General features: G+C 71.1%; 19 protein-coding genes. 15 read left to right on the top strand and 4 right to left on the bottom strand.

Features of this window, described 5'->3' with window-relative positions:
- Positions 1-288: 288 nt before the first annotated feature.
- The 3 genes from ACFWZ2_RS08905 to rpmB form a co-directional block, all read right to left on the bottom strand.
- Complete coding sequence (locus tag ACFWZ2_RS08905) at positions 289-813, bottom strand: hypothetical protein (protein ID WP_384543850.1); 525 nt, start codon at positions 811-813, stop codon at positions 289-291.
- Between the two features lie 66 nt (positions 814-879).
- Positions 880-1,185: a 30S ribosomal protein S14 gene (rpsN, locus tag ACFWZ2_RS08900; RefSeq protein WP_384543848.1), complete on the bottom strand. Its 306-nt coding sequence runs from the start codon at positions 1,183-1,185 to the stop codon at positions 880-882.
- Entirely contained in the window at positions 1,185-1,421 is a 237-nt protein-coding gene (gene rpmB, locus ACFWZ2_RS08895) for a 50S ribosomal protein L28 (protein WP_384543846.1), read from the bottom strand. Before rpmB ends, rpsN begins: the two co-directional genes overlap by 1 nt.
- Positions 1,422-1,492: 71 nt before the next feature.
- Here rpmB and rpmG point away from each other — a divergent pair, with 71 nt between their 5' ends.
- The 5 genes from rpmG to ACFWZ2_RS08870 all read left to right on the top strand — a co-directional run bounded on the left by rpmG (position 1,493) and on the right by ACFWZ2_RS08870 (position 3,821).
- On the top strand, positions 1,493-1,657 hold the full coding sequence (gene rpmG / locus ACFWZ2_RS08890) for a 50S ribosomal protein L33 (protein WP_044382365.1): 165 nt from the start codon (positions 1,493-1,495) through the stop codon (positions 1,655-1,657).
- 5 nt (positions 1,658-1,662) lie between these two features.
- The gene (locus tag ACFWZ2_RS08885) at positions 1,663-1,911 is read left to right on the top strand and encodes a type B 50S ribosomal protein L31 (RefSeq protein ID WP_384543844.1); all 249 of its coding nucleotides are present in this window, start codon (positions 1,663-1,665) and stop codon (positions 1,909-1,911) included.
- Positions 1,908-3,077 carry a CobW family GTP-binding protein gene (locus ACFWZ2_RS08880; RefSeq protein WP_384543842.1) on the top strand — a complete coding sequence of 390 codons (1,170 nt, stop codon included), beginning with the start codon at positions 1,908-1,910 and terminating at the stop codon, positions 3,075-3,077. Before ACFWZ2_RS08885 ends, ACFWZ2_RS08880 begins: the two co-directional genes overlap by 4 nt.
- Positions 3,078-3,082: 5 nt before the next feature.
- Positions 3,083-3,325 carry a 30S ribosomal protein S18 gene (gene rpsR, locus ACFWZ2_RS08875; RefSeq protein WP_384543840.1) on the top strand — a complete coding sequence of 81 codons (243 nt, stop codon included), beginning with the start codon at positions 3,083-3,085 and terminating at the stop codon, positions 3,323-3,325.
- Positions 3,326-3,581: 256 nt separating this feature from the next.
- A complete protein-coding gene (locus ACFWZ2_RS08870) occupies positions 3,582-3,821 on the top strand; it encodes a DUF397 domain-containing protein (RefSeq protein ID WP_223775964.1) in 240 nt (79 codons plus the stop codon).
- A gap of 63 nt (positions 3,822-3,884) precedes the next feature.
- On the opposite strand, the gene ACFWZ2_RS08865 is transcribed toward ACFWZ2_RS08870, so the two are convergent.
- The gene (locus ACFWZ2_RS08865) at positions 3,885-4,373 is read right to left on the bottom strand and encodes an ATP-binding protein (protein ID WP_384543837.1); all 489 of its coding nucleotides are present in this window, start codon (positions 4,371-4,373) and stop codon (positions 3,885-3,887) included.
- A gap of 322 nt (positions 4,374-4,695) precedes the next feature.
- Between ACFWZ2_RS08865 and ACFWZ2_RS08860 the strand changes: the two genes are divergently transcribed.
- From ACFWZ2_RS08860 to ACFWZ2_RS08815, 10 genes are all read left to right on the top strand, one after another.
- Entirely contained in the window at positions 4,696-5,559 is an 864-nt protein-coding gene (locus ACFWZ2_RS08860) for a helix-turn-helix domain-containing protein (RefSeq protein WP_384543835.1), read from the top strand.
- Between the two features lie 78 nt (positions 5,560-5,637).
- Positions 5,638-7,095 carry an aldehyde dehydrogenase family protein gene (locus ACFWZ2_RS08855; RefSeq protein WP_384543834.1) on the top strand — a complete coding sequence of 486 codons (1,458 nt, stop codon included), beginning with the start codon at positions 5,638-5,640 and terminating at the stop codon, positions 7,093-7,095.
- Between the two features lie 121 nt (positions 7,096-7,216).
- A complete protein-coding gene (locus ACFWZ2_RS08850; protein WP_384543832.1) occupies positions 7,217-7,768 on the top strand; it encodes a DinB family protein in 552 nt (183 codons plus the stop codon).
- 49 nt (positions 7,769-7,817) lie between these two features.
- Positions 7,818-8,459 carry a PadR family transcriptional regulator gene (locus ACFWZ2_RS08845; protein WP_384543830.1) on the top strand — a complete coding sequence of 214 codons (642 nt, stop codon included), beginning with the start codon at positions 7,818-7,820 and terminating at the stop codon, positions 8,457-8,459.
- Between the two features lie 80 nt (positions 8,460-8,539).
- A complete protein-coding gene (locus tag ACFWZ2_RS08840) occupies positions 8,540-9,496 on the top strand; it encodes an ATP-binding cassette domain-containing protein (RefSeq protein WP_384543828.1) in 957 nt (318 codons plus the stop codon).
- Positions 9,497-9,504: 8 nt separating this feature from the next.
- Positions 9,505-10,284 (top strand): ABC transporter permease, encoded by a 780-nt coding sequence (locus ACFWZ2_RS08835; RefSeq protein ID WP_384544175.1) that lies wholly within the window; start codon positions 9,505-9,507, stop codon positions 10,282-10,284.
- Positions 10,285-10,364: 80 nt separating this feature from the next.
- Entirely contained in the window at positions 10,365-11,141 is a 777-nt protein-coding gene (locus ACFWZ2_RS08830; protein WP_384543826.1) for a MerR family transcriptional regulator, read from the top strand.
- 60 nt (positions 11,142-11,201) lie between these two features.
- Positions 11,202-11,348, top strand: coding sequence for a hypothetical protein (locus tag ACFWZ2_RS08825; protein WP_384543824.1), 147 nt, complete (start codon positions 11,202-11,204; stop codon positions 11,346-11,348).
- A 209-nt stretch (positions 11,349-11,557) separates the two neighbouring features.
- Positions 11,558-12,184 carry a fasciclin domain-containing protein gene (locus tag ACFWZ2_RS08820; RefSeq protein WP_384543822.1) on the top strand — a complete coding sequence of 209 codons (627 nt, stop codon included), beginning with the start codon at positions 11,558-11,560 and terminating at the stop codon, positions 12,182-12,184.
- A gap of 212 nt (positions 12,185-12,396) precedes the next feature.
- A partial coding sequence (locus ACFWZ2_RS08815; RefSeq protein ID WP_384543820.1) for a glycine-rich protein occupies positions 12,397-15,184 on the top strand: 2,788 nt, incomplete at its 3' end.

Genomic DNA, 15,184 nt, shown 5'->3' with positions numbered 1-15,184 from the left:
GTGCCTGGCCGGACGCCGAGCCGCACGCCCTGCCGGATGCCGGGTCACACGCCCGGCCGCAAGCTGTGCCGAGCGCTCGGCCGGATGCCATGCCGCAAGCTGCGCCGAGCGCCTGGCCGGATGCCGGGGCGAACACCCGGGCCACAAGCCGTGCCGAGCACCCAGCCGGGCCCTGGACCGCAAGCTCGGCCGAGCCCCGAGCCCCGAGCCCCGAGCCGCAAGCCCGGTCAAGCCCCGGGCCGCAAGCTCCGCCGAGCCCCGCCCCGTCCCCCCTTCAACCAGCACCCCTCAAGACTGCGGCAGCCCCGCCGTCGGCAGGCCATCGGGGAGCTTGCCGCCCTCGGTCTTCAGGAAGTCGTCCTTGCCGGCGCCTTCCCAGGAGACCTTCATCGACTTGGCGTCGACGGACTCGACGTGGCCCATCGTGCGGTCCGAATTGCCCTTCGGGCACTTGAGGTTGATCATCTGGGAGCCCATCTCGTCGCCCGCGGTGCCGCTGCACATGACGTCTTCGCCGACGAGTGACGCGTCCTTGCCCTTGATCACGAGGGCGAGGGGCTTTCCGCCGGGCGTCGCGATCCAGGCGCCCTCGATGCTGCCCTTGGGGCCGGAGCCGGAGCCGCCGGTGGAGCCGCCGTCGTCCGTGGAGCCGGAACCCCCGGTGGCGGAGCCGCGGTCCTTCTTGCCGCCACCGTCACCGCCACCGTCCCCGTCGCCGTCACTGCTGCACCCAGTCACGGCGAGCGCGGCGGCAAGGCCGACGACGGCGATCCCGGCACGGACACGACGGACACTACGGACGTACGTACGCACTTAGAAGTCCCCCTAAATAGCCTGGCGTTGCACGGCCGGTCCGATCCGGCCAAATCGCGCGCCAAGCTACCAGGACGACTTGCGCACGCCGGGCAGATATCCGGCGTGCGCTTGCTCACGCAACTTCACCCTCGACAACCCGAACGCCCCCACATATCCGCGCGGACGCCCGTCGACGCTGTCCCGGTTCCGCACCCGCGTCGCACTGGCGTCGCGCGGCTGACGGGCCAACTCCCGCTGTGCGGCGATGCGTTCGGCCGCACCCGTGCCGGGCCTGCGGATGATCTCCTTCAGCTCGGCCCGCCGGGCGGCGTACCGCGCGACGGTCTCGCGGCGCCGCTCGTTCTTCACGATCTTGCTCTTCTTGGCCATCAGATCCTCACCCCACGGGCACGGATCCTGGCGACGGCCGCCTCGATCCCGATGCTGTCGACGGTCTTGATCCCCTTCGCGCTGAGCCGCAGCCGCACGTACCTGCCCTCGCTCGGCAGCCAGTACCGCTTGCGCTGGACGTTGAGGTCGAAGCGGCGTGACGTACGCCGGTGGGAGTGGGAGATGTGGTTGCCGAAGCCGGGCTTCGAGCCGGTCAGCTGGCAGTGGGCGGACAAGGTGACGCACCTCTCGGTCGATGGAAGGGACCCCGTATTGAAAACGGGAGTCGTTTTCATATACTAGCCACATGGCTCGCAACGAACTCCGCCCGGTCATCAAGCTCCGGTCCACCGCCGGCACCGGCTTCACCTACGTCACCCGCAAGAACCGCCGAAACGACCCCGACCGCCTCACCCTGCGCAAGTACGACCCGGTGGCCGGCCGGCACGTCGACTTCCGAGAGGAGCGCTGAGCGCCATGCGCAAGGACATCCACCCGCCGTACGGCCCCGTCGTCTTCCGCGACAAGGCCGCAGGCTTCGCCTTCCTCACGCGCTCGACCGCGACCAGCGAGAAGACGGTCGAGTGGCAGGACGGGCGCACGTACCCGGTCATCGACGTCGAGGTCTCGTCCGCGAGCCACCCCTTCTACACGGGCACCGCGCGCGTGATGGACACCGCGGGCCGCGTCGAGCGCTTCGAGCGGCGCTTCGGGAAGCACCGATGAGGGACGCGAAGGACGGGGCCGGGGACGGCACCCGGATGGACGTCGTGATCGTCGGCGGGCTCCACGCGGACGCCCGTACGGCGGCCGTCGGGGAACTCCTCGCCGCCGTCCCGGACAGCGTCGCGCTCCATCACGACCTCTCCACGGCGGTGGGAGGCGCGGTCGTCCGCACCGTCCGCGACACCACGGGCGTGCTCTCCAGGGGCGACGCCCCGCTGGTCAACGACTGTGCGTGCTGCGCGCTCCGCGAGGACCTGCTGCCCGAGCTCGAACGCCTCGCGGACGCGGGCCTCACCCGGCTCGCGGTCGTGGAGCTGTGGGACTCGGTCGAGCCCAAGGCGATGGCCGAGGTGATCGCCGCGCACGGCGGCGCGGGGCTCCGGCTCTGCGGCGTCGTCACGGCGGTCGACCCGGCCCTGCTCCTGCCCTGCCTCGGCAACGGCGACGACCTGATGGAGGCGGGACTCGCCGCGGCCCCCACCGATCAGCGCACCGTCGCCGACACCTGGGCGCGCCAGCTGGAGTACGCGCCCGTGCTCGCCGTCGCGGACTCCGCGGAGGCCGACGACGAGGACCGCGCGCTGCTCGCCCAGCTGCACCCGACGGCCCGCCAAGTCCTCATCGGCACCGGCGGGTTGGCGGGCGCGGCGCGCGCCGGGTTCGACGTCGAGGCGGCCGCGGCCGCCCAGCACCCGGCCTGTGCGCTGCTTCCGGCGGAGGCCGACGCGTGCGGTGTCTCCACCCTCGTATGGCATCGCGAGCGGCCGTTCCACCCCGAGCGGCTCTATGCGGCGCTGGAGGATCTGACCTGCGCGGCGGCGCGCAGCCGGGGCCGGTTCTGGCTGGCCGACCATCCGGACACGCTGCTCGGCTGGGACGCGGCGGGCGGTGCGCTCTGTGTGGAGAGCGCGGGGCCGTGGCTGGTGTCGCTGCCGGACGCCGCGTGGGAGATGGTCCCGCCGGTGCGCAGGGCCGCCGCCGCGCTCGACTGGCACCCGGAGCACGGCGACTGCTGCAACCACCTCGTGTTCACCTCGCCGGGCCTCGACCGCGAGGGGCTCGAACAGGTCCTGGAGTCCTGCCTGTTGACCGACGAGGAGTACGCGGCGGGCCGCGCCGCCTGGAAGAACCTGCCCCCTGCCTTCGACACCCTCCTGGAGGTCTGACCCCTGTGTCTCCCCGCAAGTCCGCCGCCGCCCGCTCCCAGAAGCCGCGTCCCAACCCCCTCGACGAGGCCGGGATCACCTACATCGACTACAAGGACACCGATCTGCTCAGGAAGTTCATCTCGGACCGCGGGAAGATCCGCAGCCGCCGCGTCACGCGCGTCTCGGTGCGGCAGCAGCGGCGGATCGCCGCCGCGATCAAGAACGCACGAGAGATGGCACTTCTGCCGTACGGCACCGCCCGCTGAATCCCGTACGCGCACCGCGCCGTGTTTTACGTCTCGTTGACGGAACACAAATGGCGCGGTGCGCGTCTGTTCCTAGAGCACGACGGATTTCGGCCCGGATGGCGAAGAGGACGTACTGACAGACCTGTAACCAAGGGAACACCCCGCGTGCACGTGCATCTGCCCATGCATCGGCATGTGAACACAGCTATGATCCGGGACAGTTGACCACTGCATCTAGAGCCACTCATGGCACTGCACGACCGGGGAGCGATCTGTGCACCACGCGTTTAACGGCATGGCGGCCACGGAGCTTCACGGTGTGGTCTGGCAGAAGAGCAGGCACAGCAACTCGCAGGGATCCTGCGTGGAGTTCGCGAAGCTGCCCGGCGGCGACGTCGCCGTGCGCAACTCGCGCTTCCCGGACGGTCCCGCGCTCGTCTACACGCGCGCGGAGATAGAGGCGATGCTGCTGGGCATGAAGGACGGGGAGTTCGACCACCTGATAGGTGGTTAGTCCGCTTCCGTACGGCCTCAGTTCAAGCGGAGCCGGTCCGGCCCCCGTTCCTGGGGAGCCGGTTCAGCCCAGGTGGAACAGCGCCCAGACCACCTTGCCGCGCAGCGTGCCCGCGAGCGGGTGCCAGCCCCAGCCGTCGCTGAAGGAATCCACCAGGAAGAGTCCGCGGCCCGACTCCGCGGAGAAGTCGTCGTCGGCCTCGCGCGTGACGGGACTCTCGTCGCTGGGGTCGCGCACCGCGCACACCAGACGTGAGGCCCAGCGCATCATGTGCAGCCGTACGGGCGGGTCCTGGTGTTCGCGCGGGGTGTCCGCGGGCAGTGCGTGGCGCAGGGCGTTGGTGACGAGTTCGGAGACGACGAGCGCTATGTCGTCGAACCGCTCGTCGAGGTCCCACTGCGTGAGCGTCTTCCGGGTGAACTTCCGTGCGCTGCCCACCGCTTCGTAGCGGGCGGGGAGGGCCACGGACGCCGTGCTGGAGACCGCGGAAGGGTCCAGTGGTGGAAGCCCCTGCCGTAACGGCTCGAGCATGGTCGATCCATTCGTCCCCATGCGAGGCACTCCCCGGTTTCGCGGTACATAGCGATGGAGCGGTGGCGCGGTCGGTCGCCGATGGTGCGGTGGTACGCGTCGGTACAGCGGTGGCGCGCCGACCATGGTTCCGAATGCGTACAGCAGATGCAAGGGCAGATGCACGTGCACGCGCCGGACTTGGTCGTTCCCGTGCCACTTCTTGCCCATTTCTTCCTACGGTTTCTTGTGGAGCGCGCTCGCGTGCTTTCCGAGTCTTTCCGTTTCTGTAACCGAACGAGTACGGCCTGAAGCGTTTAATGGCAGACTGCTGGCTTCCAGTCGATGGGGAGGATTGAGCGAAGTGACCGCAGGGGAGTCGAGCGGCTCGGTGGTACGGCGCATCCTGCTGGGATCGCAGCTGAGGCGGCTCAGGGAATCCCGTGGCATCACCCGCGAAGCCGCCGGCTACTCGATCCGCGCATCCGAATCGAAGATCAGCCGCATGGAGTTGGGACGGGTGAGCTTCAAGTCCAGGGACGTCGAGGACCTCCTGACGCTGTACGGCGTCACGGACGAGGCGGAGCGCGGCGCCCTCCTCTCACTCGCCAAGGAGGCCAATCTCACGGGCTGGTGGCACAGTTACTCCGATGTCCTGCCGGGCTGGTTCCAGACGTACATCGGTCTGGAGGGCGCGGCGTCCCTCATCCGGGTCTATGAAGTCCAGTTCGTCAACGGCCTGTTGCAGACCGAGGCGTACGCGCACGCGGTGGTCGCCCGCGGCATGAAGGGCGCGAGCAAGGCGGAGGTCGAGCGGCGCGTCGCGCTGCGCCTGGAGCGCCAGAAGCTCCTCGCCTCCGAGCACGCGCCCCGCTTCCACTGCATTCTCGACGAGGCCGCGCTCCGACGCCCGTACGGCGACCGGGAAGTGATGAGGGGTCAGATCCAGCACCTCATCGACATCTCCGAGCGTCCGAACGTCACGCTCCAGGTGATGCCGTTCAGCTTCGGCGGCCACGCGGGCGAGAGCGGGGCGTTCACCATGCTGCGCTTCCCGGAGTCCGATCTCTCGGACGTCGTGTACGTGGAGCAGCTCACCGGTGCGCTCTATCTGGACAAGCTGGAGGAAGTGGCCCAGTACGAGCGGGTGGTGGCGCAGTTGCAGAAGGACAGCCCGGATCCGGCGGACAGCAGGGATCTTCTGCGTGGTCTACTCCAACTGACTTGAAACATAAGTACTATGACGTGAGATCAGGTGTCAGCTTCCGTCTGCTTCCGTCTGCGTCCGCGGCAAGGGGTCCGTCTCATGTCCTTCTTCACTGACCTGGCTCATCAGTACATCGACGGTGAGTGGAAGGCGGGCTCCGGCTCCTGGGACATCATCGACTTCAATCCGTACGACGGGGAGAAGCTCGCGTCCATCACGGTGGCCACGGCCGACGAGGTCGACCAGGCGTATCGCGCCGCCGAGCGCGCGCAGAAGGAATGGGCGCAGACCAACCCCTATGCGCGGCGCGGGGTGTTCGAGCGGGCGCTGCGGATCATAGAGGACCGCGAAGAGGAGATAACCGAGGCGATCATCGCCGAGCTGGGCGGCACCCGGCTCAAGGCGGCCTTCGAGATCCACCTCACCAAGGAGTTCCTGCGCGAGTCGGTCCACCTCGCGCTGCGGCCCGAGGGCCGGATCCTGCCCTCGGCCGAGGACGGCAAGGAGAACCGCGTCTACCGCGTCCCGGCCGGTGTGGTGGGTGTCATCAGTCCCTTCAACTTCCCGCTGTTCCTGTCGCTCAAGACGGTCGCCCCGGCCCTCGCCCTCGGCAACGCGGTGGTGCTCAAGCCGCACCAGAACGCCCCGGTGATGGGCGGCAGCCTGCTCGCGAAGGTCTTCGAGGACGCCGGCCTGCCCGCCGGACTCCTGAACGTGGTGATCACCGACATAGCCGAGATCGGCGACGCCCTCCTGGAACACCCGGTGCCGAGCGTCATCTCCTTCACCGGATCCGACCGCGTGGGCCGCCATGTCGCCACCGTCTGCGCCTCGAACTTCAAGCGCTCCATCCTGGAGATGGGCGGCAACAGCGCGCTGATCGTCCTGGACGACGCCGACATCGACTACGCGGTGGACGCGGCGGTCTTCAGCCGGTACGTGCACCAGGGCCAGGTCTGCATGGCCGCCAACCGCATCCTCGTGGACCGGTCCGTGCGGGCGGAGTTCACCGAGAAGTTCGTCGCCAAGGTCGCGAGCCTGAACGTCGGCGACCCGGCCGACCCCGCCACGCACATCGGCCCGCTGATCAACTCCTCGCAGGCGGACGCCGTTTCGGCCGTCGTCGACCAGGCGGTGGCGGCGGGCGCCACGGCGCTGCTGCACGGCCGCACCCAGGGCAATGTGGTGGCGCCCTCCGTCCTGACGGACCTGCCCGCCGACTCCCCGGTCCTCGGCCAGGAGATCTTCGGCCCGGTCGCGCTGCTGCTGCCCTTCGACGGCGAGGACGAGGCCGTACGCATCGCCAACGACACCCCGTACGGCCTGAGCGGCGCCGTGCACACCGGCGACATCGAGCGCGGCGTGAGCATCGCCAAGCGCATCAACACGGGCATGATCCACATCAATGACGGCACGGTGCACGACGAGGCGATCGTGCCGTTCGGCGGCGAGAAGAACTCCGGCGTCGGGCGGCTGAACGGCGAGTCGACGGTGGACGCCTTCACGACCCAGAAGTGGATCTCGGTGCAGCACGGGCGTTCGCGCTTCCCGTTCTGAGCAACCCCGGCCCCCTCCGGACCCTTGCGGACAGAACCTGACCGCAAGGGTCCGTAGTTTGAGTGGTGTCGGAAAGCCCGAGCGGCAGCCTGCGAAGGCAGGCGGGAGAGAGGCGGACACCATGGTTACTCACGTCAGCGCGGAAGCCCGTGGCGACGAGCGCGGCGCCCTGATCGCCTTCGTGGAGGCCCAGCGGGGCGGCATCCGCCGCTCGGTCATCGGCCTGACGGACGAGCAGGCGAACGCCCGCCCCAGCGCCAGCGAGCTGACCCTCGGCGGCCTGGTGAAGCACGTCGCGGAGACGGAGCTGAACTGGCTGCGGATGGCCCAGCAGAAGCCGAACGAGCGGGCCCGCACCCAGGAGACCTGGGGCGACAGCTTCCGTCTCGTGGAGGGCGAGACGCTCGCCGGTGCCCTTGCCTTCTGGGCCGAGGTCGCCCGCGAGACCGACGCGTTCATCCGCGGGGTGCCGAGCCTCGACGACACCTTCCCGCTGCCCGAGGCGCCCTGGTTCCCCAAGGACGGCGCGGTGTCGATGCGCTGGCTGATGCTGCACCTCGTCGAGGAGATCGGCCGGCACGCGGGCCACGCCGACATCGTCCGCGAGTCCCTCGACGGGAAGACGGCCTTCGAGCTGGTGGCTCTGGAGCAGGGATACCCTAGTCAAAGTTGAGGACTTCGGGTGCCCAGTGCTGCGGGTGCCGAACGGAAGGGCGCGGTACATGTCGGCGATCCGGCTGCTGGTTCTGGGGGCCGTGCGTCAGCACGGCCGCGCCCACGGCTATCAGGTCCGCAACGACCTGGAGTACTGGGGCGCCCACGAGTGGTCCAACGCCAAGCCGGGGTCGATCTACCACGCCCTGAAGCAGCTGGCCAAGCAGGGACTGCTGCACGCGCACGAGGTCGCCCCCTCCACGGCGGGCGGCCCGCCGCGCACGGAGTACGAGATGACGGAGCAGGGCGTGGAGGAGTACCACTCCCTGCTCCGCGAGGCCCTCACCAAGTACGACCAGCGGCCCGACATCCTCACGGCGGGCATCGGTCTGATGGTGGACCTGCCGCGCGACGAGGTCGTGGGTCTCCTGGAGGAGCGGGTGCGCCGCATGCAGGACTGGCGGCACTCCGTGACCGAGTACTACACGCCCGAGGAGGGCCCCGAACAGCTGGGCCACATCGGCGAGATCATGAACTACTGGGTGTACTCGGCCGACACGGGCGCGAAGTGGACCAAGGGCCTGATCGCCCGCATCGAGGGCGGGGCGTACACCTTCGCGGGTGAGGGCGAGCCCTTCGTCGGGGTGCTCGCCGACGGCGAGGAGAACCCCTTTGCGACGGACGAGCGGCACGCCGGGGACAACCGCTAATCAAGTTTGACGAATGATGCCTCCTCGGTTACTTTCGTCTGCCTAGTCAAGTTTGACTACGCGATCAAGAGGGGAGCCGGATGACGGACGCGATCGTCGTCGAAGGAGTACGGAAACGGTTCGGGGAGAAGGTCGCGCTCGACGGCCTCGACCTGCGGGTGGGCCGCGGCACGGTGCACGGCGTGCTCGGCCCGAACGGCGCGGGAAAGACCACGGCCGTACGGATGCTCGCCACCCTGCTGCGCGCCGACGAGGGACGCGTGGAGGTCGCGGGCCACGACGTGCGGCGCAGCCCTGACGAGGTGCGCCGGCGCATCGGGCTGCTCGGCCAGCATGCCGCGGTGGACGAGGAGTTGAGCGGCCGGCAGAACCTGGACATGTTCGGGCGGCTGCACCACCTGGGTGCCCGGCGCGCGGGCGCCCGCGCCGACGAGCTCCTGGAGCGGTTCGGCCTCGCGGACACCGGGCGCAGGGCCGTCAAGCAGTACAGCGGCGGCATGCGGCGCCGCCTCGACCTCGCGGCCTCGCTCATCACCGACCCCGAGGTGCTGTTCCTGGACGAGCCCACCACGGGCCTGGACCCGCGCGGCCGCGCCGAGGTGTGGGAATCGGTGCGCTCGCTGGTCGGCGGCGGCACGACCGTGCTCCTGACCACGCAGTATCTGGAGGAGGCGGACCAGCTGGCCGACCGGATCTCGCTGATCGACGGCGGCCGGGTCGTCGCGGACGGCACGGCGGACGACCTGAAGGCGAAGCTGGGCGGCGACCGGATCGACGTGGTGGTGCGGGACCCGTATCAACTGGCCCGCACCGCCGAGCTGTTGCCGCGGGGCGCCACGGTGGACGCCGACCGCAGGCTGGCCTCCGCGCCCGTCACGGACCGCATGGAGGCCCTGACGGCCGTCGTGCGGGCCCTCCAGGACGCGGGCATCGACGCGGAGGACGTGGCGGTCCGCAGGCCCACGCTGGACGAGGTGTTCCTGAGCCTGACGGGGCCCACGGGGCGTATGCGGGAACGTACGAAGGAGGGCGTGTGAGTACGTCGATGAGCTGGGCCGTGACGGATTCCTGGACCATGACGCGGCGCGAACTCGCCCACTGGGCGCGGCAGCCGGTGCAGGTCCTGGTCGGCCTGGTCTTCCCGGTGATGCTGCTGCTGATGTTCACGTACCTCATCGGCGGCGGCAAGGGCATCGCCGGGGAGTACGCGGAGTTCCTGGTGCCCGGCATGTTCGCGCTGACCATGGCCTTCGGCCTCGACGCGACGATGCTCGCGGTCACCCAGGACCTGAACAAGGGCGTGATCGACCGGTTCCGCTCCATGCCGATGACCAACGGCGCGGTCCTGGTGGGCCGTTCGGCCGCCGACATGCTCCAGTCCTTCGTCTCGCTGCTCGTCATGATGGGCGTCGGGCTCGCGATCGGCTGGCGCTGGCACGGCTCGCCCGGGGCGGTCCTCGCGGCTCTGGGGCTGCTGCTCATGCTGCGGTTCGCGATGCTGTGGCTCGGCATCCACCTGGCGATGGTCGCGGGCAGGCCGGAGCTGGTGACGGCCGTGCAGATCCTGGTCTGGCCGGTCGGCTTCCTCTCCAACGCCTTCACGGTCCCGCAGAACATGCCCGGCTGGCTGGGCGCGGCCGTCGAGTGGAACCCCATGTCGGCGACGGCCACCGCCGTGCGCGACCTCTTCGGCAACGACCCCGGGACCGTCGGCACCTCATGGGCCGCCGCACACGCGGAGCTCCTCGCGGTGCTGTGGCCGGTGGTGCTCGTGGGGGTATTCCTGCCGTTGGCGGTACGGCGGTTCGCGGCGCTCAGCAATTAGTACGTGCACCCAGTACTTGCACCTCACGTGACGTGAGGACGCAGGCTGATCCGCGTACCGAAAGAAGAAGGGCGGAAGCCATGAGCTACTCCGTGGGACAGGTCGCAGGTTTCGCCGGAGTGACGGTGCGCACGCTGCACCACTACGACGAGATCGGACTGCTCGTACCCAGCGGGCGCAGCCATGCGGGTCACCGGCGCTACGGCGACGACGACCTGGACCGGCTGCAGCAGATCCTGTTCTACCGGGAGCTGGGCTTCCCCCTCGACGAGGTGGCCGCCCTCCTGGACGACCCGGACACGGACCCCCGTGACCACCTGCGCCGCCAGCACGCGCTGCTGACGTCGCGGATCCACCGGCTCCAGGAGATGGCCGCCGCCGTCGAGACCGCCATGGAGGCGAAGAAGATGGGCATCAACCTCACGCCCGAGGAGAAGTTCGAGGTCTTCGGTGACCACGACCCCGACCAGTACGCGGAGGAGGTCGAGCAGCGCTGGGGCCACACGGACGCCTACAAGGAGTCGCAGCGCAAGGCCGCCTCGTACACGAAGGAGGACTGGAAGCGCATCAACGACGAGATGGCCGCGGTGCACGCCCGCATCGGCGACCTGCTCGCCCGGGGCGTCCCCGCCGACTCCGCCGACGCGATGGACGCGGCAGAGGAGCACCGGCGCTTCATCACGGCGAACCACTACCAGTGCTCGCACGAGATGCACACCTGCCTCGGCGAGATGTACGTCGCGGACGAGCGCTTCACCGCCTTCTACGAGGCGGTCAGGCCCGGGCTCGCGGCGTACCTGCGGGACGCGATCGTCGCCAACGCGGTGCGGAACGGCTGGGTTCCCTCCGGGTCGTGACAGGACGGGGCCCCTGGCCGACACTGCGGATACGCATCGGCTCCACATCCAGGAGGCCCCATGTCCGGACTGCTCTCCCGCGTCAGGCGGTTCCTCCGCAGCCCCGAGGGGCAGCGGGCGATACACGAGGCGCGCCGCGCGTCCCGCGACCCCAGGCGCCGCGCCCAGGCCAGGCGGCTCCTGGGCAGGCTGCGGGGCAGGAGGTAGGCGTACGGGGGACGGGGGCGGCGCCCGTACGCCGGGCATACGGGGACGGGGGACGGCCCGTACGCCGGGCGTACGGAGGCGGGGGCGGGTCGGCGCTGGACCGGACGGGCGCTCCGGGCCGACCCGCCGGTTGCGCGCCGGGGAGATCGTGCGGTCATTGCGCATCCTGTCGCGGTGACCGCACGCCCTGAGAAACGGAGCCGCCGCTCATGAAGGCACCCTCGCGTCGCCCCGCCCGCACTCCCGCCGCCCGCCGCGCCCCCGGGCCCGCCGCGACCCTGCTCGCGCTGCTCACCCTGTCCGGCTGCGCCTGGCACGGCGGGGGCTTTCCCGGCGGGGCGGTGGAGGGGCCGCGCCGCGACGACAAGGCGTTCGGTCCCGCCTGTCCGCAGGTCGCGCCGGGCACGGCGAACGCCGCCGCGCTGGAGAAGACCTCGGTCCTCGCGGCGATCCGGTCGATGCCGCAGCTCTCCGAACTCACGGCACTCGTGAAGGAGGCCAAGGCCGAGGACATGTTCCGCTCCATGCAGAACGTGACGGTCTTCGCGCCCACGGACGCCGCCTTCGACAAGCTCACCGAACAGCGCCGCAAGGCCATCGCGGAGCCCGGGAAGGCGGGCGACACCGTGCGCTCGCTGATCGTCGCGCAGGACCTCACCAGGGAGGACCTGGCGGCGGGGCAGGCGTACCCGACGCTCCAGGACGGCGTCCAGGTCCGCTCCGCCACGACCGCGGGGGGCGGGGTCGCGGTGGACGGGGCCGAGGTGGTCTGCGGCAGCGTCACGACCAAGGACGCGAGGCTGCACCTCTTGGACGCGCTGCCTGCGGAGGGCTGACGCGCTGCCCGCGGAGGGCCGACGCGCCGGGGGCGTGGGCGGGCGTGGGCGGGCGTGGGCCGGGCGGATGAATTGCCGTACTGGCGTCATGTCGGATTGTTCGGTTTGCGGCGGTTCATGGCTTGCTGTAACGGAACGTAGCGATCGGACGCGTCCGGTGACTCTCCGTCTCCGTCTCCGGCGCGCCCGGCCCGTCCCGGAGGCAAGCCCGCATGATTCTCGCCCGCAGACTGCATGTCCTGGGCTTGGTGCTCGCGCTGCTCGTCAGCCTGCCTTCCTGGGCGCAGGCCGGGAGTTGGGCCGACGCGGCGGCGCGCCGCGAGGCCGCCGTCGCGGGCGAGGGGAAGTATCCGATCGGCGTCGGCGGCATGCCGCTGGCGCGCGTGCCCGCGGGCGGCACGCCACGCTGGGTGATCAACCTGCCGGACCTCACGGCGGGCACGCCGGACGTCACGCTCACGGACCGCATCGACCCCAGGCTGTCGTACGAGCCCGGTTCGCTGCGCACCCCGCCGGGTGTGACGGGTCGAGTGGCGGGCGGTGCCCTGCGTCTGACGGGGCATTACCCGACGGGCGTCGAGGGCCCTGCCACCGTCGCGGGCGCGCCCTTCGCGGACGGTGCGGCGAAGGTGGCGGTCGACCCCGGCACGTTCTACGCCGACGGGCTCGCGGATGCCGGGCATGTACGGGGCTGGCGCGCCGTCCGGGTCGACGGCGCGGCGGGTGGCTCCCGCGGCGTGACCGTGACCGTGCGGGACGCGGCAGGCAGGGCCGTAAAAGGCTTCGCCGAACGGGAGTTGAAGGACGGGCTGCTCGATCTGCGCGGGCTCGGCTACCCGGCGCACCCCGGCCACGACACCTCGAAGCTGACGGTGACGGCACGCGGGGGAGCGGCCGGGGCCCGGCTCGTCGTCGCGTTCTCGGGGGACGCGCCGCAGGTGTCGTACCGGACGAAGGTGACGGGGGGCCGGGACGGGGACGAGGTCCAGGGGAGCGTGGAGACGGTCGGCGGTCGTGCGCTGCGGGCCGCGAAGGTGCGCATTGAGGCGGCGGAGACCGGCGGGGGCGCGAAGCCGAGCACGGGCGCGAAGCCGAGCACGGACGCGAGCGCGACGCCGGGCACGGCCAAGGGATCGCCCTCACCGGGCACGGCCAAGGGATCGCCCTCACCGGACACGGACAAAGGCGCGCCGCGCACCGGGCGGCCCGCCCCGGCGAAGGGCCCCGCCCCGCGCACCGAGCGCCGCAGTGCCGGGCGGGCCGCGGAGAACTGCACGCCCGAACCGTGGGCCACGGACTGCCGTCGCTTCACGTACACCGGCGCCGACGAGGCCTTCACCGTGCCGGACGGGGTGACCAGCGTGCAGGCGCGGATGTGGGGAGCGGGCGGCGGCGGCGTCAAGTCCGCCTACTACTCCGGTCAACGGGGCGGCGGTGGCGGCGGGTTCACCCTCGGCACGCTGGCCGTCACGCCGGGCCAGGAGCTGACCATGATGGTCGGCCAGGGCGGCCAGATGAACAGCACGGGCACTCCCTACGGGTACGGCGGCCCCGGCGGTTCCGGGCGGACCGACGCGAACGGCGGGAGCGGCGGCGGCATGTCCACGGTGTGGACCAGGAAGTCCGGCGTCTGGGCCATGCCGCTCGTCGCGGGCGGTGGCGGCGGCGCGTCCCCCGGTGCCGACGCCCTGACCCCCGTGCCCGGCGGCGGTGGCGGCAACAGCGGCGGCGAGGACAACCAGCCCACGATCTCGGGGCGCGGCGGCACCCAGACCGCGGGCGGCGCGGCCGCGACACGGGGCGGCTGCGTCACCGCACCGAAGGCGGGCCGGTCGCGCTGGGGCGGCGACGGCGGCTCCGACTCGGGCTTCGAGGGCGGTGGCGGTGGCGGCGGCGGGTACTTCGGTGGCGGCGGTGGCCGTTGTCAGGCCGCGGGGAGCAGCGATGTCAACGGCGTCGGCGGCGGCGGCTCCGGCTTCATCGGCGGCGACGGCGTCACCGAGAGCCGCACCGTCGCGGGCGGGGCGAGCAGCGCCAACCAGCAGGGCGGCGCGTCCGGCGGCCGCGGCGAGGTGTTCTACCGCTCGGGCATCGGCGACGGCGGCGGGGCGTCCAACGGCGGCAACGGCGAGATCGTCCTCCAGTGGGTCACCGAGGTGGGCCTGAGCATCACGAAGACCCCGGCCACGGGCTCGTACGTGGCCGGCGACCCGCTCACGTACACCCTCCGGATCGTCAACTCCGGCCCCGCGCCCGCGCTCGGCGCCCGCGTGACCGACAGCCTGACGGGACCGCTCAAGGACTTCACCTGGAGCTGCGCGGCGGACGCGGGCGGCACCACCTCGTGCGGGACCACGACGAGCGGGACGGGGACCATCGACCAGCTCGTCGACGTCGCACCGGGCAGAGCCGTGACGTACACCGTCACAGGGACCGTGCCCGCGGACACGACGGGAGCGCTCCAGAACAGCGCGTTCGTGACCCGGCTCGCGGGCACGACGGACGCCAACTGCAAGACCTCCTGCCGCTCCGACTCCAGCCTGACCGCCGACCCCAAGGCGGCACTCGAGCTCACCAAGGTCCTGACCACCTCGCCCGTCGTGCCCGGCAACGAAGTCACCTGGCGCGTCACCCTGAAGAACAACGGCCCCTCGACCGCCCGGAACGTGGTCCTGAAGGACCGGGTCCCCGCGGGCGTGACGAACCCGCGCATGACCGGCCCCTCGACCTGCACGCTCGCCGACGGCGAGTTCACCTGCCCGGTCGTGGACATCCCGCCCGGGGTCAGCCGCGCCTGGGATCTGACCGGAACCCTGGACCCCGACGCGACGGCCGCCCCGCAGAACACGGCGACGGTGACGGGCGGCCCCGACCCGAGCGCGGCCACCCGCTCCGCGGTGGCCTCACCGTCGACGGCCGCTCCGCAGGCGGCACTTGAGGTCACGAAGGTCCTGGTGACGTCGCCGGTGGTGCCGGGCGGGGAGATCGAGTGGCGGGTGT

The sequence above is a fragment of the Streptomyces sp. NPDC059002 genome, from assembly GCF_042740435.1.
In the GTDB taxonomy this organism is placed as follows: Bacteria; Actinomycetota; Actinomycetes; order Streptomycetales; family Streptomycetaceae; genus Streptomyces.
The sequence above is the reverse complement of the archived record's forward strand: the minus strand, read 5'-3'. Positions and strand labels throughout refer to the sequence as shown.